General features: G+C 68.2%; 28 protein-coding genes. 9 read left to right on the forward strand and 19 right to left on the reverse strand.

Going from position 1 to position 25690, the window contains the following annotated elements:
• Positions 1-39: 39 nt before the first annotated feature.
• From CDO87_RS00305 to CDO87_RS00315, 3 genes are read left to right on the forward strand one after another with little or no spacing between them, the layout of a single operon-like run.
• Complete coding sequence (locus CDO87_RS00305; protein ID WP_100926899.1) at positions 40-594, forward strand: TRAP transporter small permease subunit; 555 nt, start codon at positions 40-42, stop codon at positions 592-594.
• A 3-nt stretch (positions 595-597) separates the two neighbouring features.
• On the forward strand, positions 598-1899 hold the full coding sequence (locus CDO87_RS00310) for a TRAP transporter large permease (RefSeq protein ID WP_100926900.1): 1302 nt from the start codon (positions 598-600) through the stop codon (positions 1897-1899).
• Positions 1896-3221: an amidase gene (locus tag CDO87_RS00315; RefSeq protein ID WP_100926901.1), complete on the forward strand. Its 1326-nt coding sequence runs from the start codon at positions 1896-1898 to the stop codon at positions 3219-3221. Before CDO87_RS00310 ends, CDO87_RS00315 begins: the two co-directional genes overlap by 4 nt.
• 25 nt (positions 3222-3246) lie before the next feature.
• Here the strand turns inward: CDO87_RS00315 and CDO87_RS00320 are convergent, their stop codons facing one another.
• The 8 genes from CDO87_RS00320 to CDO87_RS00355 form a co-directional block, all read right to left on the reverse strand.
• Positions 3247-3711 (reverse strand): RidA family protein, encoded by a 465-nt coding sequence (locus tag CDO87_RS00320; protein WP_100926902.1) that lies wholly within the window; start codon positions 3709-3711, stop codon positions 3247-3249.
• Entirely contained in the window at positions 3708-4880 is a 1173-nt protein-coding gene (locus CDO87_RS00325) for an amidase (RefSeq protein WP_100926903.1), read from the reverse strand. The genes CDO87_RS00320 and CDO87_RS00325 overlap by 4 nt, the downstream gene beginning before the upstream one ends.
• Before the next feature lie 19 nt (positions 4881-4899).
• Positions 4900-5877: an ABC transporter ATP-binding protein gene (locus CDO87_RS00330; protein ID WP_100926904.1), complete on the reverse strand. Its 978-nt coding sequence runs from the start codon at positions 5875-5877 to the stop codon at positions 4900-4902.
• Complete coding sequence (locus CDO87_RS00335; RefSeq protein WP_100926905.1) at positions 5874-6923, reverse strand: ABC transporter ATP-binding protein; 1050 nt, start codon at positions 6921-6923, stop codon at positions 5874-5876. The genes CDO87_RS00330 and CDO87_RS00335 overlap by 4 nt, the downstream gene beginning before the upstream one ends.
• Positions 6910-7809 carry an ABC transporter permease gene (locus CDO87_RS00340; protein WP_100930780.1) on the reverse strand — a complete coding sequence of 300 codons (900 nt, stop codon included), beginning with the start codon at positions 7807-7809 and terminating at the stop codon, positions 6910-6912. Before CDO87_RS00340 ends, CDO87_RS00335 begins: the two co-directional genes overlap by 14 nt.
• A gap of 24 nt (positions 7810-7833) precedes the next feature.
• Positions 7834-8787, reverse strand: coding sequence for an ABC transporter permease (locus CDO87_RS00345; RefSeq protein WP_100926906.1), 954 nt, complete (start codon positions 8785-8787; stop codon positions 7834-7836).
• A gap of 57 nt (positions 8788-8844) precedes the next feature.
• On the reverse strand, positions 8845-10446 hold the full coding sequence (locus CDO87_RS00350; RefSeq protein ID WP_100926907.1) for an ABC transporter substrate-binding protein: 1602 nt from the start codon (positions 10444-10446) through the stop codon (positions 8845-8847).
• A gap of 230 nt (positions 10447-10676) precedes the next feature.
• A complete protein-coding gene (locus CDO87_RS00355) occupies positions 10677-11315 on the reverse strand; it encodes an aspartate/glutamate racemase family protein (RefSeq protein ID WP_254698255.1) in 639 nt (212 codons plus the stop codon).
• A gap of 133 nt (positions 11316-11448) precedes the next feature.
• Between CDO87_RS00355 and map the strand changes: the two genes are divergently transcribed.
• Positions 11449-12195 carry a type I methionyl aminopeptidase gene (map, locus tag CDO87_RS00360; protein WP_100926908.1) on the forward strand — a complete coding sequence of 249 codons (747 nt, stop codon included), beginning with the start codon at positions 11449-11451 and terminating at the stop codon, positions 12193-12195.
• 151 nt (positions 12196-12346) lie between these two features.
• On the opposite strand, the gene CDO87_RS00365 is transcribed toward map, so the two are convergent.
• From CDO87_RS00365 to CDO87_RS00380, 4 genes are all read right to left on the reverse strand, one after another.
• Positions 12347-12931, reverse strand: a complete 585-nt coding sequence (locus CDO87_RS00365; RefSeq protein WP_100926909.1) for an HNH endonuclease — start codon at positions 12929-12931, stop codon at positions 12347-12349.
• Between the two features lie 355 nt (positions 12932-13286).
• On the reverse strand, positions 13287-13952 hold the full coding sequence (locus CDO87_RS00370; protein ID WP_100926910.1) for an alpha/beta hydrolase: 666 nt from the start codon (positions 13950-13952) through the stop codon (positions 13287-13289).
• A gap of 23 nt (positions 13953-13975) precedes the next feature.
• The gene (locus CDO87_RS00375) at positions 13976-14374 is read right to left on the reverse strand and encodes a hypothetical protein (RefSeq protein WP_100926911.1); all 399 of its coding nucleotides are present in this window, start codon (positions 14372-14374) and stop codon (positions 13976-13978) included.
• The gene (locus CDO87_RS00380; RefSeq protein WP_100926912.1) at positions 14371-15009 is read right to left on the reverse strand and encodes a DNA-3-methyladenine glycosylase; all 639 of its coding nucleotides are present in this window, start codon (positions 15007-15009) and stop codon (positions 14371-14373) included. The genes CDO87_RS00375 and CDO87_RS00380 overlap by 4 nt, the downstream gene beginning before the upstream one ends.
• A 184-nt stretch (positions 15010-15193) precedes the next feature.
• Between CDO87_RS00380 and CDO87_RS00385 the strand changes: the two genes are divergently transcribed.
• Positions 15194-16423 carry an MFS transporter gene (locus CDO87_RS00385; RefSeq protein WP_100926913.1) on the forward strand — a complete coding sequence of 410 codons (1230 nt, stop codon included), beginning with the start codon at positions 15194-15196 and terminating at the stop codon, positions 16421-16423.
• A 1-nt stretch (position 16424) separates the two neighbouring features.
• Positions 16425-17096, forward strand: a complete 672-nt coding sequence (locus CDO87_RS00390; RefSeq protein ID WP_100926914.1) for a hypothetical protein — start codon at positions 16425-16427, stop codon at positions 17094-17096.
• A 73-nt stretch (positions 17097-17169) separates the two neighbouring features.
• Here the strand turns inward: CDO87_RS00390 and CDO87_RS00395 are convergent, their stop codons facing one another.
• From CDO87_RS00395 to CDO87_RS00420, 6 genes are all read right to left on the reverse strand, one after another.
• Positions 17170-17949 carry a squalene/phytoene synthase family protein gene (locus tag CDO87_RS00395; RefSeq protein ID WP_100926915.1) on the reverse strand — a complete coding sequence of 260 codons (780 nt, stop codon included), beginning with the start codon at positions 17947-17949 and terminating at the stop codon, positions 17170-17172.
• Positions 17946-18656: a trans-aconitate 2-methyltransferase gene (locus CDO87_RS00400; RefSeq protein WP_100926916.1), complete on the reverse strand. Its 711-nt coding sequence runs from the start codon at positions 18654-18656 to the stop codon at positions 17946-17948. The genes CDO87_RS00395 and CDO87_RS00400 overlap by 4 nt, the downstream gene beginning before the upstream one ends.
• Positions 18656-20272 carry a citramalate synthase gene (gene cimA, locus CDO87_RS00405; RefSeq protein ID WP_100926917.1) on the reverse strand — a complete coding sequence of 539 codons (1617 nt, stop codon included), beginning with the start codon at positions 20270-20272 and terminating at the stop codon, positions 18656-18658. The genes CDO87_RS00400 and cimA overlap by 1 nt, the downstream gene beginning before the upstream one ends.
• Positions 20273-20381: 109 nt before the next feature.
• Positions 20382-21791, reverse strand: coding sequence for a cysteine--tRNA ligase (gene cysS, locus CDO87_RS00410; RefSeq protein WP_100926918.1), 1410 nt, complete (start codon positions 21789-21791; stop codon positions 20382-20384).
• A 183-nt stretch (positions 21792-21974) separates the two neighbouring features.
• The gene (locus tag CDO87_RS00415) at positions 21975-22607 is read right to left on the reverse strand and encodes a BPSL0067 family protein (RefSeq protein WP_198521791.1); all 633 of its coding nucleotides are present in this window, start codon (positions 22605-22607) and stop codon (positions 21975-21977) included.
• Positions 22608-22733: 126 nt separating this feature from the next.
• Positions 22734-23111 carry a VOC family protein gene (locus tag CDO87_RS00420; protein WP_100926919.1) on the reverse strand — a complete coding sequence of 126 codons (378 nt, stop codon included), beginning with the start codon at positions 23109-23111 and terminating at the stop codon, positions 22734-22736.
• 93 nt (positions 23112-23204) lie between these two features.
• Between CDO87_RS00420 and soxR the strand changes: the two genes are divergently transcribed.
• The 3 genes from soxR to CDO87_RS00435 are packed head-to-tail and all read left to right on the forward strand — an operon-like array spanning position 23205 to position 24426.
• Positions 23205-23657, forward strand: coding sequence for a redox-sensitive transcriptional activator SoxR (soxR, locus tag CDO87_RS00425; protein WP_100926920.1), 453 nt, complete (start codon positions 23205-23207; stop codon positions 23655-23657).
• 24 nt (positions 23658-23681) lie between these two features.
• Complete coding sequence (locus tag CDO87_RS00430) at positions 23682-24026, forward strand: MmcQ/YjbR family DNA-binding protein (protein WP_100926921.1); 345 nt, start codon at positions 23682-23684, stop codon at positions 24024-24026.
• Positions 24027-24084: 58 nt separating this feature from the next.
• The gene (locus CDO87_RS00435) at positions 24085-24426 is read left to right on the forward strand and encodes a cupin domain-containing protein (RefSeq protein ID WP_100926922.1); all 342 of its coding nucleotides are present in this window, start codon (positions 24085-24087) and stop codon (positions 24424-24426) included.
• An 88-nt stretch (positions 24427-24514) separates the two neighbouring features.
• Here the strand turns inward: CDO87_RS00435 and mltG are convergent, their stop codons facing one another.
• A complete protein-coding gene (gene mltG, locus CDO87_RS00440; RefSeq protein WP_100926923.1) occupies positions 24515-25672 on the reverse strand; it encodes an endolytic transglycosylase MltG in 1158 nt (385 codons plus the stop codon).
• Positions 25673-25690: the final 18 nt, after the last annotated feature.

Genomic DNA, 25690 nt, shown 5'->3' on the forward strand with positions numbered 1-25690 from the left:
CGGCCCGGGGGCGCCCTTACCCTCGCCCGGAGACACCGAATGGACCGCCTTGCCACATGGATCAGCCGCCTGTTCGGATGGGCGCTCCTGTTCCTGTCTGCCTTCGTCGCGCTGGAAACGGTGCTGCGCAAGGTCTTCAACACCTCCCTTCAGGGCGCCGACGAGCTGGGCGGATACGTCCTCGCCCTCGGGGCCGCACTGTCCTTCATCGTTGCCATGGCCGACCGCGCACACATCCGCATCGACGTGCTGCACGCGCGCTTCCCGTTGAAGGTGCAGGCCGCGCTCGACTGGCTGTCGGTGCTGTCGCTCGGCATCCTTGGGCTGTTCTTCCTCTATGTCGGCTGGTTCGTCATCGCCGACACGCTCGACTACGGCTCCACCGCCGCGACGCCCTGGCGCACGCCGCTCATCTGGCCGCAGTCCGCATGGTACGCGGGCCTCGCGGTCTTTGCGCTCTGCTCCTTCGTCCTCGCAGGCCGCGCGACCCGGCTGTTCCTCACAGGCCGCCATGCCCAGCTTGCCGCCGAATTCAACCCGACCTCCGCCGAAGAGGAGCTTTCCGAAGAGCTCCGGCAGCTTCAGGACCGCTGACACATGGGTATTCTCGACATCCTCGTGGGCTTCATCGTGATGATGGGCCTGCTTCTGGCCGGGCTGCCGGTCGCCACCGTGATGGTTGCAATAGGCGTCGCAGGCGGCATGATCCTTTACGGACCCGTCCTGCTGAAAAGCATGGGGCCGGTGCTCTGGGGCACCTCGAACGAGCCGGTTCTGACCGCCATTCCGCTGTTCATCCTGCTGGGGGAACTGCTGCTGCGCTCGGGCCTTGCCGACCGCATGTATGGCACGCTGGCGCTCTGGCTCGGGCGGCTGCCCGGCGGCCTTTTGCACACCAACATCGGCTGCTGCTCGCTGTTCGCGGCGACATCCGGCTCTTCCGTCGCCACCGCCGCAACCGTCGGCACCGTCGCCCTGCCCGCGCTCACCGAACGCCGCTACCGCCCCTCCCGCGCGCTGGGGTCGCTGGCGGCGGGCGGCACGCTGGGCATCCTCATCCCGCCGTCGGTCAACCTCCTGGTCTACGGCTCGCTGGCCAGCGTCTCCGTCGGGCAGCTCTTCATCGCGGGCATCGTGCCCGGCATCCTGCTGACGCTCCTGTTCATGGTCTTCATCGCCGCGCAGGACATCCTGTCGCCCGGCGGCGCCTTCGAGGACGCGCATGTGCCCTGGGCGGTGAAGATCCGCGCGCTGAAGAACCTCGTGCCCGCTGCCACCGTCTTTGCCATCGTCATGGGCTCCATCTACCTCGGCATCGCCACGCCGACCGAAAGCGCAGCGCTGGCCGTGCTGACCGCACTCGGTTTCGTCGCGGCGGAGGGCAAGCTGACCCGCGACTTCCTCGACGTCTGTTTCCGCAAGACAGCACGCACGACCGGCATGATCCTCATGATCATCGTCGCCGCCTTCACCCTGAACGTGACGCTCGCGCTTGGCGGCGTGACCCGGGTGATGACGGTCTGGGTCGACAGCCTCGGCCTCACGCCGGTAGAGTTGCTTTTCGCGCTGATGCTGTTCTACGTGATCCTCGGCATGTTCATGGACGTGCTGTCCATGCAGGTTCTGACGATCCCGATCGTCGTTCCGATCGTCACCGCCGCGGGCATCGACCCGGTCTGGTTCGGCATCTTCGTGGTCCTTATGTGCGAACTGGGCATGATCACCCCGCCGGTGGGCATGAACCTCTACGTCGTGCAGGGCGTCCGGAACGACAAGGGTCCCTTCACCGACGTCGTCACCGGCGCCGTGCCCTATGCCGCGCTCATGCTGCTCTTCACCTCGGCCCTGATCCTTTGGCCCTCCATCGCAACCTGGCTTCCGGAGGCGGTCGGACGATGAGCCTCGACACCATGAAGACCCTGCCCGACGCCACCGCCCTCATCGACGCCTTCGGCACTGGGACCAGCGACCCCGTCGAAGTGATGGAACGCCACCTCGGCACCATCGACCAACGCGAACCCGGGCTGAACGCCTTCTCGGCCCGCGCCGCCGATGTGCGCGACCTCGCCCGCGCCGCCCGCGACCGCTGGCAGGCGGGCACACCCCTTGGTCCGCTCGACGGCGTGCCGGTGATCGTGAAGGACAACCTCGTGTCCGCCGGTCTTCCGGCGGCATGGGGCAATCCGGAGCTCGGGCGCCGCGTGCCGGATCATGACGAGAAGCCGGTCGCCGCCCTGCGCGCCGCCGGGGCCATCGTCCTCGGCAAGGGCAACACGCCGGAGTTCGCAGTCGAAGGCTACACCGCCAATGCAGCCTTCGGCGTGACCCGCAATCCGTTCGACCCGGCGCTGACGCCCGGGGGATCTTCCGGCGGGGTGGTCGCGGCCGTGGCGTCCGGCATGGCGGTGGCCGGGATCGGCACGGACGGCGGCGGCTCCATCCGGCGACCTGCGGGCTACACCGGGCTTTGGGGGCTGAAACCCGGGATCGGCAGCGTGCCGCGCGGCAATGGGCTGCCGCAGGTCCTGCTCGATTTCGAGACGGTCGGCCCGATCACGCGTTCCGCCCGCGACCTCGCGCTGTTCCACGGTGTCCTTGCCGGGCGCCCGGTCCGGCCCGTGACCCGCCCCGCCCGCATCCTCGCGGTCGGGCGCATCGCCGACGCCCCCTGCGACGCATCCATCCGCGCAGCCTTTGCCGAGACGATGGACCGGTTGCGCGCACTGGGCCACGACGTCACCGAAAGCCCGCTGCCCCTCGACCTCGATCCGCTGAACGAGGTCTGGTCGGGACTGGCGGAGATCGGTCTCGCCCATCTGGGCTGGCGCGACCCGGCGGTGATGGAAGCCGCCGCAGACAAGTACAAGGCGATGGCGGCGCGCGGCGCGCAGGTCTCTGCCGTCCAGCTTTACGAGGCGCTGACCCGGGTCTTCGCCCTGCGCGAGGAGGTCCGCGACCTCTGGGGGCATGACGCGGTGCTGATGCCGACCGCCGCCGCGCCACCATGGCCCGCGACGGAGGTCTACCCGGACACCATTGACGGCCAGCCCGCCGGACCGCGCGGCCACGCCGTCTATACCGGCTGGGTCAATGCGTCCGGCCTGCCCGCCATGGCCTTCCCGGCGGGGCGTGCGAACGGCCTGCCCATCGGGATGCAACTTGTGGGCCGACACGGCGGCGAGGACCTGCTGCTCAGCATTGCCGCCACGCTCGACGCCTGAGCGCGCCGGGCGCGCCAGCCGAAAATCAGGTCAGCTCGATCACCGCATCGACCTCCACCAGCGCCTTTGCCGGGAGAGAGGACACGTTGACCGCGGTGCGCGCATGGCGGCCCGCATCGCCGTAGAGGTCGATGAAAAGCTGCGAGGCGCCGTTCACGATCATCGGCCCCTCGCCGAAATCCGGCGGCGCCGCGACGAAGCCGCCCAGCCGGACGACCTCCTTCACCCGGCTGAGCGACCCGGCGACCTTCTTGATGCAGAACAGCAGGTTCAGCGCGCACATCCGTGCCGCCGCCTGCCCTTCGGCCATGTCAAACCCCTCGCCCACCGGCCCGAAGTACTTCGGCTGTCCTTCCCACTCGCAGATCTGGCCGGACAGGAACAACAGGTTGGCGGTGATCTTGCCCGGCAGGAACAGGGCGCGCGACGGGGCGGAGGGTGGCAGTTCCAGCCCCATCTCCGCCAGCTTCGCCTCGATAGGGCAGCTCATGCCGGCACCGCGGTCAGCGCCATGGCCGCCCGGATCAGCGACAGGTCCGAGCCGCGCGGCCCGATCAGCGAGACGCCGTAGGGCGCGCCGTCGACCTTGCCCGCGGGCATCACCACCTGTGGCAAGCCGGCCAGCCCCGCCACGCACAGAAGCCGCATCGCGTCGTGCCGGTAGCCGTCGAAGACCTCGACCGGCGCATCCAGCCGGAACGGCGCGTCATGCACGACCGGCGCCAGCAGGACCCCTTCGGCACCCAGCAGCCGGTCCATCGACGCGGTGAAGGCCGCGCGGGCGGTGCGGGCGACCTCGGCCTCCGCCTCTGTCAGGGCTTCGGCTGCATCCGCGCGCCCGTCGATGCCGCGCACCAGCGGCATGCCGGAGGAACGGATGAACGGCACCACGTCGACCTTCGCGTCCGCCGACATGGTGGCGAGGAAGGTCTTGTAGGTCGCCTCCACCCCTTCCGGGAAGACCGTGACCTCCGCCGCCTCCAGCCCGCCGAAGGCCGCCTCGTAGACCGCCCGCTGCTCCGGTCCCAGTTGCGCCAGCATGTCCACGGGCCGCATCAGACGCGGCGCTTCCGGCAGGGGTGCCGTGTCCTCCATCAGGACCGACATGGCGCGCAGGAGCGTTTGGCCGTCGCGCGCGAAGAGCCCGCAGGTGTCGTAGCTCGACGCCAGTTTCTGCACCGCCTCGAGCGAGATCACGCCATGTGTCGGCCGGATGCCCCAGATCCCGCAGAAGCTGGCGGGGGCGCGCACCGATCCGCCGGTGTCCGATCCCACGGCGATGTCGCACAGCCCCGCGGCCACCGCCACGGCAGACCCCGAAGACGACCCGCCCGGGATGCGGTCGGGCGCCGCCGGGTTCACCGGCGTGCCGAAATGCGCGTTCATGCCGTACATCGACCACGCCAGTTCGTCGGTATGGGTCTTGCCGACAAAGGCAGCGCCGGCCTCCAGCAGGGCCTCCACCGCCGGGGCGTTCGCCTGCTTGATATCGCTCATGGCGAGCGCTGTCGGGCAGCCCGACCCGGTGCGGTAGCCCGCCACGTCGTAGATGTCCTTCACGCCCAGCGTGAGCCCCGCCAACGGTCCGCCCCCGGCAGAGGCCACGCGCACCGGCGGGTAAGGCATGAAGCAGCGGAAGGGGTCTTTGTCGATCAGCATGTGGTTTCCGGTCTTTCAGTCATTCGGCGACGACGGGCTCTTCGGCGCGAAGGCAGGCGACGCGGCGGCGCGGGGCCGGCTCGATCATCGGCGGCAGCGCGGCGCGGCACTCCGGCAGGACCCGTGGGCATCGGGGCGCAAAAGAGCACGAGTCGGGCCGTTCTTCCAGAGCGGGCGGCGCACCGGGGATGGCGTTCAGCCGCTCTCCGCGCGCCACGTCGTGCAGGTTGGCTGCCAGAAGACCCTGCGTATAGGGATGGCGCCCGTCGCGGATGATCTCGCGCGTGGTGCCCTCCTCGGCGATCTGGCCGGCGTACATCACCGCGACCCGCTCGGAGATCTCAACCGCCACGCCGATGTCGTGGGTGACGAAGATCACGCCCATGCCGAATTCCTTCTGCAACTCGCGCAGCAGCAGCAGGATCTGGATCTGCACCGTGGCGTCGAGCGCCGTGGTCGGCTCGTCCGCCAGCAGAAGGCGCGGACGACATGCCAGCGCCAAAGCGATCATCACCCGCTGCCGCATGCCCCCCGACAGTTCGTGCGGGTAGTTGTGCAGGCGTCGGTTGGCCGAAGGGATGCGCACCCGGTCCAGCATGTCGAGCGCGGTGGACATGGCGTCCTCCCGGCTGACGCCCTTGTGGCGCATCACCGATTCCGCGATCTGGTGGCCGACGGTGTAGACCGGATCCAGCGCCAGCGCCGGTTCCTGGAACACCATGGAGACCTCGCCGCCGCGGTACTTCTGCAGCGCCTTGCCCTTCAGCGACAGCACGTCCACGCCGTTCACATGGATCGAACCGTCGATCTTCGTGCGCTTCGGCGGCAGAAGGCCGAGGAGCGTCTTCAGCGTCACCGATTTGCCCGACCCGCTTTCACCGAGCAGGGCCAGCGTCTCTCCCTGCTCCATGCTGAGCGAGACGTCGTTGATCGCGTGCACCGTGCGCTTGCCCGCGAAGCGGACCGACAGGTTGCGGATATCCAGAAGCCTGGTCATGCGGGCACCCCCTGTCCTGCCTTCGGATGGCCCGACTGCGCGTCGTAGAGGTGGCAGGCGACCCTGTGCCCGGCGTTGGTGGAGAGCCCGCCCAGGACCGGCACCTTCGACTTGCAGACCTCGGAGGCGAACCGGCAGCGCGTGTGGAACCGGCAGCCGGAGGGCGGATTGATCGGGTTCGGCGGATCGCCCGCAAGGGGCGGCTCCTTCGTTCGGTTGTCGGGGTCCATCGACGGCATGGCCGAGAACAGCGACCGCGTGTAGGGATGCGCCTGGCGTTCCCAGATGCTGTCCACCGGCGCGATCTCGACCACCTCGCCGAGATACATCACGAGGATGCGGTCCGAGATGTAGCGCACCACGTTCAGGTCATGGCTGATGAAGATGTAGGTCAGCCCGAATTCCTTGCGCAGGTCCGACAGCAGGTTCAGCACCTGCGCCTCCACCGACTTGTCGAGCGCCGAGACCGCCTCGTCCAGCACCACCAGCCGCGGCGACATGGCGAGCGCGCGGGCGATGTTCACCCGCTGCCGCTGCCCGCCGGACAGTTCGTGCGGATAGCGGTGCGCGAAGCGGGCCGGATCCAGCCCGACGCGTTCCATCAGCTTGCGGGCGCGGACCTCGGGATTGTCGAGCCCCTGCACCTTGGCGCCGAAGGCCACGGAGGCCTCGATCGTCATGCGTGGGTTGAGCGTGGCATAGCTGTCCTGGAACACCATCTGCACGCCCTTGCGCAGCTCCTTCAGCGACAGGCGCGGACCCAGCGCCACGCCGTCGAAGACGATCTCGCCCGCGTCCTTCTCCGTCAGGCCGATCAGCAGCTTGGCGGTCGTCGACTTGCCGCAACCGGATTCGCCGACGATGCCCAGCGTCTCGCCCTTGGCGACCTCGAAGGAGACGCCGTCCACCGCCTGCACCTGCGCCTGCGCGCGGCCGAGGATGCCGCCGCGCACCGGGAAATACTTCTTCAGACCGCGGACGGAGATCAGCGGCTGCGCCGGGCCGCCCTTGTCCTCGATAGGCGCATAAAGGTCAGTCGCGGACATTCATCGCACTCCTCAGCCCGTCGCTCAGCAGGTTCAGGCACAGCGAGGTGACGAAGATCATCACCCCCGGCAGCGCCGACAGCCACGGGTTCACGTAGATGGCAGAGCGCAGGGTGTTCAGCATCAGCCCCCACTCCGGTTCAGGCGGGCGCACCCCGATGCCGAGGAATGACAGGCCCGCCGCGAGGATCATGCAGACCGAGGTCAGCGAGGTGGCATAGACGAAGATCGGCGACAGCACGTTGCCGATGACATGCACCCGGATCACGGTCCACGCGTTTGCCCCCGTCGCCCGCGCCGCGTCGATGTAGTCGAGCGCGCGCACCCCGGAGGTCACCGCTTCGGCCACGCGGGTGATCGGCGGGATGAAGACGATGGTCAGCGATACGAGGCTGTTGAAGATCCCCGCCCCCAGCGCGCCGGAAATGGCGATGGCCAGCAGCACCGACGGGAAGGCAAAGAAGACGTCCACGGTGCGCATGATGATGGTGTTGGTCATGCCGCCGACGTAGCCCGCGACGATCCCGAGCGCCGAGCCGATGAAGAAGGCGAAGACCACCGGCATCAGCCCGATGAACAGCGTCAGCCGCCCGCCGTAGATCAGCCGGGCCAGCATGTCGCGGCCCTGTTCGTCGGTGCCCAGCGGGTAGCCTTCTGTGCCCGGTGCCTTCAGGCGGGCGATCATCGAGCCCTTGTAAGGATCCGCCAGCCCCAGCCATGGCGCGAAGATCGCCGAGAGGATCAGCAGCATCAGCACGCCGAAGCAGATCATGGTCAGGGGATCGCGCACCAGCCGCGCGCCCACGCCCTGCCAGTAGCCCTGCGGCTTGGCGACCGGGGCGGGCTCTGCCGCGGCTGGATCATGTGATGTTATGGTATCCGTCATTTTCGTGTCCGTCAGGGCCAAGGGTCAGGTCCTCTGGATGCGCGGGTCGATGGCGGCCTGTGCCACGTCGACGATCAGGTTCATCGCCACGAAGAACAGCGCCAGCACAAGGATCGTGCCCTGCAGAAGCGGCAGGTCGCGCTGGAAGATCGCGTTCGACAGCAGGAAGCCTGAGCCGGGCCAGTTGAAGACCGTCTCGATCAGGATCGAACCGCCCAGCAGGTAACCAAGCTGCAGGCCCATGACCGACAGCGCGGTGGCGGCGGCGTTGCGGGCGACGTGGCGCAGCACGTCGGCCCGGCTCATGCCCTTCGCATACAATGCCTGCACGAAGTCCATGGTCAGGATGTCGCCCGCCAGCGCCCGCACCGTGCGCGCGACGATACCGATGGGCACCACCGCCAGCGTCACGGCGGGCAGGATCAGGTGGCGCATGTGCGCCCAGTCCCATTCCCACGCCTGGCTTCCGCCCGGGCCCGCGCCCATGGATGGCAGCCAGCCGAGGTTGACCGAGAAGATGATGACCAGGACGATGCCCAACCAGTAGTTCGGCACCGAAACCCCGGTGATCGACAGCGCGGTCACGCCCCTGTCGATCCAGGTGTCACGGAAATACCCCGCGAGGAAGCCGAGGAAGATGCCGATGGGAAAGGCGATGACGGCGGCGGAAGCGGCCAGCAGAAGCGAGTTCTGGACAGCGCCGAACACTTCTCCGGCAACGGGGCGGCCGGTGGCGATGGACTTTCCCATGTCGCCCTGCACGAGGTTGCCGATCCAGATGGCGTATTGCACCGGCAGGGGCTTGTCCAAACCGTAGGCGGCACGCATCGCGGCCTGTTCCTCGGCGGTGGCGTCGACCGGCATGATGGCGGTCAGCGGATCGCCCGGCGCGATCTGCACCAGCAGAAAGCAGATGACCGAGACGCCGAAGGCGACCGGAAGAACCAGCAGGATGCGGCGAAGTAGATAGCTGAGCACGTGTGAGCCCCTTCCGAGAGGCCCCGCCACCCAGCAAAGGGCGGCGGGGCGGGCCTTTTACTCTTCAATCGTGATGGAGGAGAAGTTCTGATACCAGTTCTGCGCCTGCACGAAGCCTTTCACGGAGGGCTTCATCGCGCGGGGTGCCACGTCATGCGTGACAAACAGGAACAGCGCGTCGTTCACGAACTTCTCGTGGGTCTTCTGCAGCACCGCGTTCTGCTCTTCGGGATCGAAGGTGGTCTTGATGCCTTCGAACAGCGCCTGCATCTCCTCGTCGCAGTAATGGCCCCAGTTGGTGCCGTTCGGCGCGATCAGGTTGCAGTCGAGGTGACGGATCAGACCGGTGAACGGGTCCTGGATGAAGTAGGTGAAGTTGATCGACTGCGACCCGTCGACCGACGCATCCGCCGCGCCCGCGCGCCACAGGTTGATCATCTGGTTCCACTCGACGACCATGAATTCCACGTCGATCCAGATCTCCGCAAGGCTCTGCTGGACGTATTCGTTCATCGGCAGCGGCAGCATCTGGCCCGAACCCGACGGCGAGATCAGCGCCTTGACCGCCAGGCGATTGTCGGGGCCGTAGCCGGATTCCTGCATCAGCGCCTTTGCGGCCTCGAGGTCGTAGGTCACGTCGAACTCGGGGTTGCCGAACCACTGCGAGGACGGCGGCAGGAAGCCCTTCGCCGGGACCATCAGGCCACCCAGCAGCGGCATCATGCCTTCGCGGTCGATGGCGAGGTTGGCTGCCTTGCGGACGTTGATGTCGTTCCAGGGCGAACCCTCCAGCCGCGACAGGTGCCACGTCCAGTTGTGCGGATAGGCGTTCGACGAGATGACGAAGCCGTTGCCTTCCATCGCCGGAATGGTGTCGGGCGCGGGCGCCTCGATCCAGTCCACCTGCCCCGACATCAGCGCCGCGGCGCGGGCGTTCGGTTCGGGCAGCGGCAGCAGCACCATCTTGTCCAGCTTGGGGATGCGGTCCTCGTCCCAGTACTCGGTGTTGGGGACCATTTCGGCGCGTTCACGCGGCACGAAGGTCTCCAGCTTCCACGGGCCGGTGCCCGACGGCGACATGGCGACCTTTTCCCAGTCCTTGTCCATCGCCTCCCAGTTCGCCTTCGACGACATCAGGATCCACGCAAGCTGATAGGGCAGCGTCGCGTCGGGTTCCTTGGTGGTGATGGTCAGCGTCAGGTCGTCCACCGCCTCGTAGGAGGCGACCGCCGGAATGCGCGACTTGCCCTGCGCGGACTGGCGCGGGTCATACTGTTCCGACTGGTCGTTCAGGAGCTTCTCGAAGTTCCAGACCGCCACTTCCGCGGTGAAGGGCGAACCGTCGTGGAAGGTCACGCCTTCGCGCAGCTTGAACGTCCAGGTCAGCTGGTCGTCGCCCACCGACCATTCGGTCGCAAGGCCGGGGATCAGGACGGAGGGCTTGTCGGCGCTCGTCAGGTCCCATTCGATCAGCGAGTCGTAGACCGTGTAGCCCATGAACCGCATGCCTTCGCCGCCCTGGTCGGTCTGGCCGGTGGTGAGCGGGATGTCTGCCGCCGTCATGCCCACGCGCAGGGTGCCCTGCGCCTGGACCATGCCGCCGCACAACAGCGTGACGGCCGTGGCAAGGGCCGCAACGCCCTTTCCGAAAGTCTTCATAGATACCTCTCCGTGTTCTGGTCCGGGCACAGCGGCCCGGCCGGTCTCCCGACGCCGTCGTTGCGGCATCCACGGCACAAATTCTGGCCAAGTGCACAATCTGCTTGCCAGCCACGAAACGTGTCAGCCGGGGATGGCGGACGGACCTCCGGGGCCGCCGCTCAGAAAACAGGCTGAGAGGGCTCGGCTGCTGCAAAAAGGTGCACAAGGTACACCCTTTTGATGCCAAATTAGCGGCAGGGCCCGTCCAGACGCGCACGCAGCGCCCGCGCCGCCGCCCGGATCGGCGCGATCAGGGGAATCGGCGACCGATCCGCCAGCCGCTCTGCCGCCTCTCCCAGCGGTCCGCCGCCGATGATCGCCACCGCCGCGCCCTGCCCCGCGGCCCGCCCGATCCCCTCCATGAGCGCGCGGTCGAGCGTGTCGGCGTCCTCCATCAGGCGCAGCGGATCGCCCTCCGTCAGGAAACACCCCAGGTAGCGGCCCTCCCCGGCATGGGCACGCATCAGCCTGTCCACCGACCGTTCGAGGCCCGGCGTCGTCGTCACCACGGCAAAGCTGCGCCCGCCCGCGCCCGCCTCTGCCGCAGCAGAAGCGCCGATGCCCACCACCGGACAGTCGAGCCGCGCGGCCAGCGCCGCCATCCCCGGATCGCCGAAGGCAGAGACGATCACCCCCGCCGCATCGCCGAGGTCGGCCGAGGCCACCTCCTCCGCTGCGGCGGCCAGCGCCTCTTCGGTGACGATCATCCCCGGCCCCCTCGGTGCGGTCCAGCCTTCGACCCCGGGCAGAATCTGCCGGGCGATGGCGACCATGGCCTGCGTGGTCGCGGCGTTCGAATTGGGGTTCATCAGGATCAGTCGGGACACCGGCGCGCCACCTCGCTTGGACAGGTCCCGCCAAACCTGCCGCCGCGACGCGGCGCGCACAAGCGCCATGACCCCGGGACAAACTGCGACGCTTGCGCTATCTGTCGCGACAGACACCCAACGGAGCGCGGCCATGACCATCGACAGACAGGAAGACCTCGACGGGCTGAAAGAGATCGGCCGCATCGTCGCCAACACCCTGCGCGCGATGGCACAGGCGATGGAGCCGGGCATGACCACCCGCGAACTCGACGCCATCGGGCGCGCGTATCTCGACCGGCACGGCGCGGTCTCGGCCCCCGAACAGGTCTACGACTTCCCCGGCGCCACCTGCATCAGCGTGAACGAGGACATCGCCCACGGCATCCCGGGCGACCGGGTGATCGCCGCAGGCGACCTCGTGAACATCGACGTTTCCGCCTCGAAGAACGGCTACTTCGCCGACACCGGCGCGACCCACCGCGTGCCGCCGGTGAAACCCTCGCTCGACCGGCTCTGCCGGGACGGCAGGCGGGCGATGCAGATCGGCATCGCGCAGGTCCGCGCGGGCCGCAGGCTGGACGGGATCGGGCAGGCCATCGGGCGCTTCGCCTCCGACCGGGGCTACACGCTGGTGCGCAACCTCGCCAGCCACGGCGTCGGTCGGTCGCTGCACGAATATCCCGGAGAGATCGCCACATGGCCCAACAAGGACAAGCGGCGCATCCACAACGGCCTTGTCCTGACGGTAGAGCCGTTCCTGTCCACCGGCGCGCTCTGGGCCGCCGACGGCGGTGACGGCTGGACCCTGCGCGCCGACCCGCAGGCGCCGGTCGTCCAGTACGAACACACCGTGGTCGCAACCGGCGGCAAGGCCATCGTCGTCACCCTGCCCGGCTGATCCGTCCCTTCAGAGGGGCGCTGCTGCGATCAGGGCACCAATGCCAGGACCAGTGCACCGGCGTCCGCAGACCTCAGGCGGACAACTCGCACAACGGGCAAGCGCATACTATTCGCCCTGACAACTGCACGGCCCCCCGGGACGCGCCCGCTCAGGCCTCCAGTTCCGCGTCCCAGTAGAGGAAGTCGATCCAGCTGTCGTGCAGGTGGTTCGGCGGAAAGCGCCGCCCCATGTTCAGAAGCTCGCCCGCCGTGGGCTGCCGCGGCACCTTGCGCAGGCTCAGGCCCGACTGGCGCAGGCTCCGCGATCCCTTGCGCAGGTTGCAGGGCGCGCAGGCCGCCACGACGTTTTCCCAGCTCGTGATGCCGCCGCGCGCCCGCGGGATCACGTGATCGAAGGTCAGCTCCGCCTTGGTCCCGCAGTACTGGCAGCGGAATTCGTCCCTCAGAAAAAGATTGAAGCGCGTGAAGGCCACGCGCTTCTGGGGTTTCACGAAATCCTTCAGGACGACCACGCTGGGTATCCTGATGCTCATACTCGGGCTTCGGACGACCTCGTCGTATTCCGCCACGATGTCGACCCGGTCGAGAAACTTGGCCTTCACCGCTTCCTGCCACGTCCATAGGCTCAGCGGGTAGTAAGACAACGGCCTGTAATCCGCGTTCAGCACAAGCGCCGGATGGTGCCTCAGGGCGCCCGGCTCCCGTACGAATGTGGTTCTGAAATCTCCGTCCATTGCGGGACTCGTCCTCCGCTCCGTCTGCTCGCTTTCAAGCACCGGAGCGGGACGACCCGCCCCAGCTACATGCCACTATATCTCGCGGCAACCTTCTGGCAAGCCTTACAAGATGCTGTGGTCCAGCAGAGGAGTAGCCCCCGAATGTAATGCCTGTGTGACAGGCAGGTAGGGCACGGGGCAACCGGGTCCAGCCGGCGGCGGCGTGGCGGGCAGGTCAGCGTCCGCCGCATCTGCGACGATCGTTGACCGGACGCGGGCGTGCGCCCCCAAGGGCGGCAATGCGCCCGGCGCTCCCCGACAGGTCAGAACGGGAAACGGGCCGCCCTGTCCGCAGACCGGCCCGCAGCCGGCCTCAGAACCCGCACTTGTCGCGGATGAAGGCCAGCGCGACCGACAGCCCGTCGGGCGCGATGCCGTGGGCGGTGCCCTTCATGATGTGGGCATAGACCTCCTGGAAGCCCGCGCCCTGAAGCGCCTCCGCCGCGGCGGGAAGCGAATCCACCGGCACCACGTCGTCCATGTCGCCATGCACCAGCAGGATCGGCGGCTTGGACTGGACCTCGTCCGCCAGAAGCTCCGGCTGTAGCAGCCGGCCCGAGAAGCCGACGATCCCCGCCACCGCATCCTCGCGGCGCGGACCCACGTGCAGGCTCATCATCGTGCCCTGGCTGAAGCCGAAGAGGCAGACCTGCTCCGGCATGAGGTCCTCGTCCACCATCAGCGCGTCGAGAAAGGCGTTCAGGTCGTCGACCGCCCGCATCATCCCGGCGGCCGCTTCCTCTTCGGAGGAGCCGTCGATCCACGGGATCGGGAACCACTGGAAGCCGAAGGGCGCGCCCGCGCAGGCCTCCGGTGCGTCGGGGGCGACGAACAGCGTGTCGGGCAGGTGTTCGCCCATCGGATCGGCCAGCCCCAGCAGGTCCGCCCCGTTCGCCCCGTAACCGTGCAGGAAGACCACGCAGGACCGTGTCTCCCCGGATACCGGCGCGCGGCGCCCTGCCTTCAGAACCCGTGTCATCGCTATACTCCCTGATCCCTCTGTCATTCCGGCGCGCAGGTCATCCTGGCACCGCCCTCGAACCCGTCGGCCCATCGTTCGGCATAGGCATATTCACCGCCGTCGAGCGCGACCAGCACGAAGTCGTAGAAATCCGTCACCTCGCCCGCCGCATCGCGTATCTCGTGGCGGCAGCCCGGGTCGAGGTAATCCGTGCATCGCCCCGTGTCGTCGGTCACCGCACCGTCGGCGAGATTGGTCGACGTGATGCGGTATCCCTCGGCGCCAAGCGTCAGCCGCAGGTCATACGTCTCGGTCGAGCCGTCCGCGTTGGCGAAGTCCATCCGCCCGGTGCAGACCGTGGGCACGTCGAAGGCCGCCGCGCAGGCCCCGGCCCAGATGATCGCGGCAACCGCCCCGAGACCCGTCCAGATACCGCTCACGCAATGCCCTCTCGCTGTTTGCACACATGGTAGTAGGCCCAGAGCGCGCGCGCCGCAACCGATCTCCAGGGTGACCAGGCCTCGGCCATCTGGCGCAGCGCGCGTTCCTTCGGCCGTTCGCCAAGGTCGAACAGCAGTCGCGCGCCCTCCTGCAGGGCAAGGTCTCCGGGCGCAAAGACATCCGCGCGGCCAAGGCTGAACATCGCGTAGATCTCTGCCGTCCAGACACCGATCCCCTTCACCGACACGAGGGTCTTCACCACCTCGTCGGTGGGCATCCCGCGCAGGCCGTCGAAGTCGATGCCGGCAGAGGCCAGCGCCTGCGCATATGCCACCTTCTGCCGCGACAGCCCCAGCGCCTTCAGCTCATCGTCCGTGGCCCCGGCCACCGCCGCGGCGGAGGTCATGCCCGCCCCCTCCAGCCGCGCCCAGATCGCGCGCGCCGAGGCGACGCTGACCTGCTGGCTGACGATGGCGCTCAGAAGCTGCGCGAACCCGTCAGGCCGGCGCCGCAAGGGCAGCGGCCCGGTGGCCTCCAGCGCGGCGGCAAAGCGCGGCTCGCGCAGAGCCAGCCAGTCCGCCCCTTCCGCCACGCAGGCGTCGCCCACGATGATCCGCCCGACACTCTCGCTCATGGCACTCTCCCTTCGACGGCACCCTGCCGTCCGCAGCGCCCGGGCGCAATGCCCGCGCCGTCCGCTGTGCGGCGACCCGCTTCCTGCGCATTCCGGACCGGGCCGCGCGGCGCCCCGAAGAGGTCGTTCACGAGGACACATTCACCCCTTGCGATACCTCGCGGCTGGGCCTACGACTTCGCCCATGACCACCCAGACCACGACCCAGCCCTCCGACACCCGCGCCCGGCGCAACGTCACCGTCCTCGTGCTCGCGCAGGCGCTTCTCGGGTCACAGATGCCGATGATCTTCACCATCGGCGGCCTGGCCGGTCAAAGCCTCGCGCCCAACCCCTGCTACGCCACGCTGCCGATCTCGCTGATCGTTCTGGGGTCCATGCTGGCCGCCACGCCGGTCTCGGCGATCATGCAGAAATACGGGCGCCGCGCGGGCTTCTTCCTCGGCGCGGGCGCTGGTGCGGTGGGCGGTGCGATCGGCGCTTACGGGCTCCTGACCGCCTCCTTCACGATCTTCCTGCTGGGCAGCCTCGTGACCGGCATCTACATGTCTGCGCAGGGCTTCTACCGCTTCGCCGCCGCCGACACCGCCTCCGACGACTTCCGCCCCAAGGCGATCTCCTACGTCATGGCAGGCGGCCTCGCCTCCGCCGTCATCGGGCCGCAACTGGTGAAGTTCACCGCCGACAGCTACGTGATCCCCTTCCTTGGCACCTACGCCGGGGTGATCGCGATCAACCTGATCGGCGCCTGCCTGTTCTTGTTCCTCGACATCCCCAAACCCCCGGTCCCGGCCGAGGATGCACCGAAGGGCCGCACCCGGTGGGAGCTTCTGACCACCCCCCGCATCGGCGTGGCGGTGATCTGCGCCGCGGTCTCCTACGCGCTGATGAACCTTGTGATGACATCGACACCGCTGGCGGTCGTCGGCTGCGGGTACGAGACCGGCGATGCCGCCAATGTCGTCACCGCGCACGTGCTCGCGATGTTCGCGCCCAGCTTCTTCACCGGCCACCTGATCGCGCGCTTCGGCGTCGAGCGGATCATGGCGACGGGCCTCGTCATCCTCGCGGGCGCGGGCGCCGTTGGCCTCTCGGGCGTGAACCTCGAACAGTTCTTCGTGGCGCTGGTCCTGCTCGGCATCGGCTGGAACTTTGGCTTTATCGGCGCAACCACCATGCTTTCCGGTGCCCATGAGGCGCACGAACGCGGTCGCATGCAGGGCTTGAACGACCTGATCGTCTTCGGCGCCGTCACCTTCGCCTCGCTGTCGTCGGGCGGGCTGATGAACTGCTCGGGCGGCTCGCCGGTGCAGGGCTGGATGTCCGTGAACCTCGCCATGGCGCCCTTCCTCGTGCTGGCCGGCGGCGCGCTGATCTGGCTCTGGCTGCGCCCCAAGGACGTGGTCGAGGCCTGAGATGTGGCCCTTCCGTTCCCGCCCCAAGCAGATCATCGACAACGACCTCTGGGCCTGGATCCAGGAGCATTACGACTGGGTGATGACCAACCGTCCCGACTGGTGGGACAAGGCCCGGCTGATCACCCCGTCGCGCCACCACTTCCGCGCCACGAGGGGCACCGACCAGTTCATGGCCGAGGCCGTGCTGGCCGACATCTGCACCCTCACCGGCCAGCCGAACATCTTCCTGCTGGCCCCTCTGGCAGAGCTGCCCGACGAACTGGCGCATGAATACGGCAAGATGTCCGAGGTCGCCGGCACCTACCTGTATGACGACGCGCAGCCGGTGATCCAGTACAGCCCGCGCGGGCTCCGCCGCCCGGTGAGCTTCATCAACACGATGGTGCACGAGGTCATGCATGCCCGCCTCGCGCCCTACGCCGACGCCCTGCCCGGCGGCTACGAGATGCACGAACTGGCCACCGACCTGCACTGCATCATCGCGGGCTTCGGCGCGATCCAGATGACGGCCGCCGAGGAAAGCGGCTGGGCCGGCTACATGACCCAGCCCGCCCGCGCCGTGGCCCTGGCCGAGTTCCTGCACCACAAGGGCCTCGCCCCTGACAGCGCCAATCCTTGGCTGCCGCTGCGGTCGCAGACATGGCTGAAGAAGGCGCAACGCGACCTCTGAACGCCCCAGCTTCCTCTCTAGGAGAGTGTCACCCGTGCGGGTCCGGCCAAACCGATGCCGCCCGCCCGGCCGCTCAGACCCTGCCGAACAGCCCCGCCTTCAGGCGCGCCAACCGAACCGTGGCCTCGGAGGGCATCACCGCCCCTGCCTTCACCCGCGTCGGATCGGCCACGACCCGCTTCAGCACCGCTTCGGCCAGCACACCGGGCATCAGCGCCGCCCGCGCCGCACGCGGCATCGCGGACTGCGCCGCCCGCGCCTCGCCCACCAGCTCCAGACCGCGCGCCGCCAGCGCCCCCACCGCCTCGGAGCGCCCGTCGGCCAGCGGCAGCTTGCCGCGCGCCTCCAGCTCCGGCACCGCCCGCAGGTAGGCCGCCAGCCCCGATGCCGTCCCCAGCGCCCGCGCCGCACGCCCGTCGCGGTCGCCAAGGCACCTCGCCGCTACGGCCATCAGCCCGCCGCCCGTCGCCTCAAGGTAGGTCCACAACCCGTCCGCCTCGCCGAACGGCGCCTTCTCGATATCCGCCCGACGCGCTTCCACCAGCGCGTCCAGCACCGCGGCGCCCTCGGCGTCCAGCACCTCCGCCAGCGGCGTGACCACCTCGTGCCGCCGTACCGCGCCGCCGCTGCCGATCTCGTCCAGCGCGTCGCGCCACCACTGCAGGCGCATCTCGGCGATCATCGGCTCTGCCGTTACCCAAGGGGCGCGCGCCACCTCGACGTTGAAGGCATACAAGGGGAACAGCGCCCGCCGCGCCTCGACCGGCGCCGCCATGGCCCCCGCGAAACGCTCCGGATCGCCGCGTTCGACGATTTCCGCGCAGGCATGCAGATCCGACCCGGGCGCGATCATGACAGCCGCGCCACGCACAGGAGGTATCCGGTCTCGTCCCTGACCTGCCGCCAGGCCACGGCCTCCGCCGCGCAGAGGTCCAGCATCGCCGCCAGACGCGCATCGGCGTCCGGGCGCAATGCCGCGATCCGCGCTTCCATGGGCCGGTAATAGGCCTCCCAGCCCGCGTCCGGCACCTTCCGCGTGCCCACAACGTCGAAGCCGGCTGCCGTGACCGCCGCGGCGATCCCCTCCGCCGACTGCGCCGGGTACCCCTCCCAGAAGGCCCGCGCCTCTGCGCCCGGCGCGTCCGTGAAGAAACAGGGCTCCGAGAACGCCAGCACGCCGCCGGGCTTCAACGCCCGTGCCATGGCCGCCAGCCCGTCCCGAAGCCCGAGGAAATAGAGCGCACCCGCGCACCAGATCATGTCGTACGCCCCCGGCAACGCGCCAAGATCGCCCTCCACGACCGACACCCGCGCCTCGCCCGCGAACCGCGCCGCTGCCTCCGCGACGAAACCCGCCGATTTGTCCACCGACACGACCCGCGCCCCCGGCACGGCGTCCAGCAAGGCGGCGATGTCGCCGCCCGGGCCGCAGCCCGCGTCGCAGATCACCGCGCCCTCCGGCAGCCCCGCCAGACCGCAGGCCCAGGCCACGTCCTCCGCCGTCCCCGGTCCTTCGCGCGGCAGGCCGCGATGCACGGTAAAGAACGCCTCCCAATCCATCAGGCCGCACCCGCCCGCACCAGCTTCCAGCGCACCGCGTCCAGCAGCGCCTCGAAGGAGGCATCGACGATGTTCGCCGACACGCCCACCGTCGCCCACCGCCGGCCCGAGGAATCCTCGCTGTCGATGATGACCCGCGTCACCGCCTCCGTGCCGCCCTGCGTGATCCGCACCTTGAAGTCCACCAGCCGCATGTCGTCGATGAACTCCTGGTAGGACCCGAGGTCCTTCGCCAGCGCCTTCGACAGGGCGTTCACCGGGCCGCGGTCGTTGCCTTCCTCGTCCATGGATTCAGAGACCGACAGCTTCTTCTCGCCGTCGACCTTCACCACCACCACCGCCTCCGACAGGGACACCATGCGGTTGTACTTGTTTTTTCGCCGCTCAACCGTCACGCGGTAGCGCTTCACCTCGAAGAACTCCGGCAGGAGCCCCAGCTCTTCCCGCGCCAGCAACTCGAAGGACGCCTGCGCGGTGTCGTAGGAATAGCCCTCCGCCTCCCGCGTCTTCACCAGTTCGAGGATGCGCGCCAGCGCCGGATCGCCCGGCGCGACCTCCAGCCCGGCCTCCGCCAGCCTGCGCCGCAGGTTCGACTGCCCCGCCTGGTTCGACATCGGCACCACGCGCCGGTTGCCCACAAGGCCCGGGTCGATGTGCTCGTAGGTGGTGGGGTCCTTCAGGATCGCGCTCGCATGCAGCCCCGCCTTGTGCGCAAAGGCCGAGGCGCCGACATAGGCCACCTGCTTCAGAGGCACCCGGTTCAGCACGTCGTCGAGCATCCGGCTCACCCGCGTCAGACCCTCCAGGGCCTCCCGGCTCACCCCGGTCTCGTAACGGCTGGCATAGGGCTCCTTCAGCAGAAGCGTCGGGATCAGCGCCGTGAGGTTGGCGTTGCCGCATCGCTCGCCCAGCCCGTTCAGCGTACCCTGGATCTGCCGCGCGCCCGCCTCCACCGCCGCAAGCGACCCGGCCACCGCCGTCTCGGTGTCGTTGTGCGTGTGGATGCCCACCTGCGCCCCCGGCACGCCCGCCGCGATCACCTCTCCGACGATCCGGCCGATCTCGGCGGGCAGCGTGCCGCCGTTGGTGTCGCACAGCACGATCCAGCGCGCGCCCGCGTCCAGCGCCGCCTTCAGGCAGGACAGCGCATACGCCGGGTTCGCCTTGTAGCCGTCAAAGAAATGCTCCGCGTCGAACAGCGCCTCCCGCCCCGAGGCCACCAGATGCGCGACCGAGGCGCCGATGTTCTCAAGGTTCTCCTCCAGCGTGATCCCCAGCGCCGTGGTGACGTGGAAATCATGCGTCTTGCCCACGAGGCAGACCGCCGCCGTGCCCGCGTTCATCACCGCCGCCAGCACATCGTCGTTCTCGGCCGAACGCCCGGCCCGCTTGGTCATGCCGAAGGCCGTCAGCGTCGCCCGCGTCCGGCCCACCTCCTCGAAGAAGGCCGAATCCGTCGGGTTCGCCCCCGGCCAGCCGCCCTCGATATGATCGACGCCAAGCGCATCCAGCGCGGCGGCGATCTTCAGCTTCTCGGCGGTGGAGAACTGCACCCCCTGCGTCTGCTGGCCGTCGCGCAGCGTGGTGTCGTAAAGATAAAGCCGCTCGCGTGCCATCACCGTGCCCCCCGTTCCCGACAGGGCCGTCCCTGTGCTTCTCCGCTTTCCAAATACCTCCGGGGTCTGGGGCAGAGCCCCAGTCCGCACTCTCCGGTCGCGCCACGCATCAGACCTGCTCCAGCTTTGCCGGATCGAAATCCGGACCCGGCACCAGCTCGACGCCCGCCTTGGACATGCGCACCTCGACCCCGGCCCCGATCAGCGCCTGCTTCATTGCATCGACACCGGAGAAATCCTTGGTCTCCAACGCCGTCGCCCGCAATGCCGCCAGCCGCTCGGCCAGCCCGGACAGGTCCGCCTCCACCACGTCCCAGCCGCCCAGCTCCGGCATCAGCAATCCGAGAAGGGACGCCCCTGCCGCCAAGCCCTCCGCATCGCCCGCCGCCGACAGGCGGTGCAGGTCGGCAATCGCTCCGGCGGTGTTCAGATCGTCGGCCAAAGCGGTCAGCACGCCGGAGGGCACCTCTCCCGGCGCGACACCATCGACCTGAGCCCGCCAGCGCCGCAGATGCGCCTCGGCCTCCCGCGCCTTCTCCGCCGTCCAGTCCATCGGCTTGCGGTAGTGCGAGGAGAGCATGACGAAACGGATCACCTCTCCCGGCACACCCTGGTCCAGCAGATCCCGCACGGTAAAGAAGTTGCCCAGCGACTTGGACATCTTCTTCCCCTCGACCTGCAGCATCTCGTTGTGCATCCAGACCTTCGCGAAATCGCCCTCGGGATGCGCGCAGCACGACTGGGCGATCTCGTTCTCGTGGTGCGGGAACATCAGGTCGTTGCCGCCGCCGTGGATGTCGAAACTCGGCCCGAACAGCTCGTAGGACATGGCGGAGCATTCGATGTGCCAGCCCGGGCGCCCGCGGCCCCAGGGGCTGTCCCAGCCCGGCAGCTCGTCAGAGGACGGCTTCCACAGGACGAAGTCCATCGGGTCTTCCTTGTAGGGCGCGACCTCGACCCGGGCGCCCGCCATCATGTCGTCCACCGACCGGCCCGACAGCTTGCCGTAGGCCGCGTAGGACCGGACGCGGAACAGCACGTGGCCTTCCGCGGCATAGGCATGGCCGCTCTCGATCAGCCCCTCGATCATCGCCACCATGGGCGCGATGTATTCCGTCGCGCGCGGCATCCGGTCGGGCTCCAGCGCGCCGAGTTCACCCATGTCCTTCAGATACCAGGAGATCGTCTCTTCGGTGCGTTCGCGGATCAGCTCTTCCAGCGTGCCGTCCGCCCCCGCCTCCTTGCGCGCCAGCGCCGTCGCGTTGATCTTGTCGTCCACGTCGGTGAAGTTGCGCACGTAGGTCACGTGCTCTGCGCCGTAGACATGGCGCAGCAGCCGGTAGAGCACGTCGAACACCAGAACGGGCCGCGCGTTGCCCAGATGCGCCCGGTCGTAGACCGTCGGGCCGCAGACGTACATCCGCACGTTTTCCGGGTCGATCGGGACAAGCGCCTCCTTCGACCGGGTGCGGGTGTTCGTCAGCCTGATCTCCAGCGGGGCGGGATTCGGGTCGGCCATTGTGCGTGGTCCTCGGCGATTGCTCGCGGCGGGATTAGCAACTTCAACTCTGAGAGGGAATAGAAGACCGGCCCGCCGACGATGTCAGCGGATAATGCAAGCGATGGTAATGGCGTTGCGGTTGGTCATGCGCACCACCTATCAGCCTGCGTCCCGTCTGCCAAGCGTTTCCCGCTGCCCTCTTCACACCTTGCGGATCACCGAGAACGCATCGCCGTTGTTGCTGGGGTCTTTCCACATCATCCCGTCCAACCCCTGGAAGGTCACATGGCGCCGCTGGATCGCGTCCAGCCCGGACCATTGCTCCACGACATAGATGCCCGTCGCATCCTGGCCGTCGTAAAAGGCACCATGGTTGCCATGCGCCTTGTTCGGATACTTGCCGTATTCGAAGGTGGCGATGGCCGTGCCCCGCTCGATGAGCGCATCGTTCCCGCGCACCCGCAGCCCCTGCCGCCAGCCGGACGTCAGGCCGACGTGGGTGTAATACTGCAACAGCGTCACGCACTGATGGGTCGAGACGAGCGGTTGCCCGACAAGGTCGCGCACCTTGTTTTTCACGTAAGGTCCCTTCAGGGACAGCGCGTCCGCGAGGTAGTTCATGATCTTGTTGCGTGACGTGACCGACAGCGACTTCGACCAGGACACCAGGTGACACAGCGTGGCGTACTCGGCATCCGTCACCTGCGCGTCCAGTTTCGTGACACCGATGATCCCGTCGGCTTCGTGATTGCTGATCCTGCGGTCGTTCTGGATCGCCAGAAGGATCACGCGCTTCAGTGCGCCGTCCTGTGCAGGAGGGGGAGGAGGTGGCATGGCAATGACCTCTTGCTGAAAAATGAATGCATGTAATGCCTCGATGATCCACCAAAGGTTGTAACCTGTCAATCTCGGACCTCGGCCGGCCTGCCGCCTTCCCCCGCCCCCGCTGCGCCCCGGCCCTCAGGCGTAGGAGACCATCTCGTACTCCACCCCGTCCGGCCCGTCGAAGTAGAACCGGCGCCCAGGTTCGTAGTCGGCATGGCTGTGCGGGGTGAAGCCCATCTCGCGCACCTTCGCCTCCGTCGCGTCGAGGTCGTCCACCACCAGCCCGATGTGGTTCATCGACCCGGCGCGGCTGTAGTTGTCGTCATGAGGCACGTCGATGCGCTTCGGGCTGTAGAGCGCAAGGTAGGTCGCGTCGTCGCCCACGTGGATCGAGGTCCCGCCGTGGATCGCCGGTCCCTGCCAGCGCACCCGCCAGCCCAGAAGATCCCCCAGCAGCGCCGCCGTCGCCTCTGCATCGCTGACCGTCACGTTCACATGCTCAAGCCGTGCCATTCGGTATTCCTTTCATTCGGTTTCAACGGCTTGCATCCTAGTCGTTCAAGTCCACTTGAATTCAAGAACAAAATAACGCACGATTTCCGCACGATGAAGAGAGACGGCCTTACAATCCGCGAGATCGCCGAGCGCACCGGCCTCGCCCCCTCCGCCATTCGCCACTACGAATCGGAGGGGCTGGTCTTTCCCGCGCGCACCGCCTCCGGCCAGCGCCGGTTCCAGCGCGCCGACATCCGGCGGCTGAGCTTCGTGATGATCGCGCAGCAGCTGGGCTTCTCCCTGACCGATATCCGCGCCGACCTCGACCGCCTGCCCCGGGACCGTGCGCCCACCCGCGCCGACTGGACCCGCATCTCGCGCCGCTTTTCCCGTGTGCTGGACGCACGCATCGCCCGGTTGATCGCGCTCCGGAACAACCTCGACGGCTGCATCGGCTGCGGCTGCCTGTCCCTGCAACGCTGCGCGCTCTACAACCCCGAGGACCGCGCCGCCCGCCGCGGCCCCGGCCCGCGCCACGTCATCGACGCCGCGCTGGACGACTGACACGGCGCCTGCCATGCTCCGGCCATGAACCGCGAAACCGTCAATGCCATATGTGCCGCCCTGCCCGGCGCCGAGGTCTCCGACCCCTGGGGCGGTGGCCACGATGCGTGGAAGGTCGGCGACAAGATGTTCGCCAGCATCGGCGCCATGGGTCTGGGCGTCTCGGTCAAGACACCCTCCATCGAGGACGCGCAACTGTTGATCGAGATGGGCCGCGCACAGAAGGCCCCCTATTTCCACCGCTCCTGGGTGCTGATCGACTGGAACGCGGTGCCGGAGGACGAACTGCGCGACCGGATCCGGACCTCCTACGATTTGATCTTCTCGAAACTGCCGAAGAAGACCCGCGCCGCGATCTCGTCCGCCTGACACAAGCGTCGCAGCCCGCCACCGCCCACAGACCCCCAGCCACCAACAGGCCGCCCACATGACCCAGACCTTCCTGCGCATCACCACGGACATAGAGGGCGAGCACGACGCCCCGCCCGCCGAGAAGGTGATCTCCGGCACACCGGAATTCACCACTTGGAACGTGGAGGACCGCGACGGCCTTTATTGCGGCACCTGGCGCGCGACGCCCGGCAAGTGGCAGGTCAGCTACGACGAATGGGAATACTGCCGCATCCTCGACGGCCATTCGATCCTCACCGAGGACGGCGGCGACAGCTTCGAAGTGCGGGCGGGCGACAGCTTCATCCTGCGCCCGGGCTTCCGGGGAACCTGGGAAGTGGTGGAGACGACGACCAAGGAATACGTCATCCGCCTCTGACGCGCACAGCCCCCGCAGGAACGTCATGCCGCCGGGCGGGTTGGCGGGCGTGCTGCACGTCAGCAACAGTCCCGCCCCGCCAACAGCCTCAGTTGTCCCGCTGCGCCTCCAGCGCGCGATAGGCCGCCACGTTGCGGTTGTGCTCGTCCAGCGTCTCCGCAAACACGTGGCCGTCCGCCGGGTCCAGCGTCTTCGCGACGAAGTAGACGTAGTCGGAAGACGACGGGTTCAGCGCCGCCTCGATGGAGGCGCGGCCCGGGTTGGCGATGGGGGTCGGCGGCAGACCGTCGATCACATAGGTGTTCCACGGCGTGCTTTCTCGCAGTTCCGACTGCCGCAGCCCGCGCCCGAGGATACCCTTGCCCTCGGTCACGCCGTAGATGACGGTCGGGTCGGTCTGCAGGCGGATGCCCTTCTCCAGACGATTCACGAAGACCGAGGCCACCAGCCCGCGTTCCTCCGCGTTGCCGGTCTCCTTCTCGATGATCGAGGCGAGGATCAGCGCCTCCTCCGGGCTGTTCAGCGGCAGGCCTTCCTCGCGGTTCGACCATTCCTCAGCAAGGATCAGCTCCTGCGCCTGGCGCATCCGTTCGATCACGCTCGCGCGGGTGTCTCCGACGCCGATCTCGTAGCTGTCGGGGGCAAGGCTGCCCTCTTCCGGCACCTCAACCTCGCCTTCCAGCACGTCGATCTCGCCCAGTTCCTGCACCACCTGCCAGCTCGTCACGCCCTCGGCCAACGCCACGCGATACCGCGTGTCGTTCGCCTGCCGCACCTGGGTGTATTCCTCCGGCACCTCTTCCTCGGCCGGGTCAAAGCTCGCCTGCGTCTCGTAGCGGCCGGTGTTCGGGTCGATGGCCCGCACCTGCACCGTCGCCCGGTTGATGCCGATGCGATAGACCACTTCCGTCCCGCAGGTCGAAGCACCGCCGCGGGTGATGATCTCGGTGATCTCGGACATCGAGGCGCGCTCGGGCACCAGGTAGCTCCCGGCCTTCAGCTCCTGCGTCTTGTCACCGTATTCGGCACCAAGGCGGAACATCATCGCGCTCTTCACCGCGCCCTGCTCGGCCAGGTTGTCCGAAACACGGGACATGTTGGTGCCGCGCGGCACCTCGAGGCAGATCGGCGCGCTCAGCGGCCCCTCTGCCGAATACTCCGCCTGCGCCCAAAGCAGCAGGCCCCCAAAGAGAAATGTCGCGACAACCAGAAGGGTCAGCGCGTTCGAGGCGATACTGCGCCACATGATATTGCCCCTATCTTG

The sequence above is a fragment of the Sagittula sp. P11 genome, from assembly GCF_002814095.1.
GTDB lineage: Bacteria > Pseudomonadota > Alphaproteobacteria > Rhodobacterales > Rhodobacteraceae > Sagittula.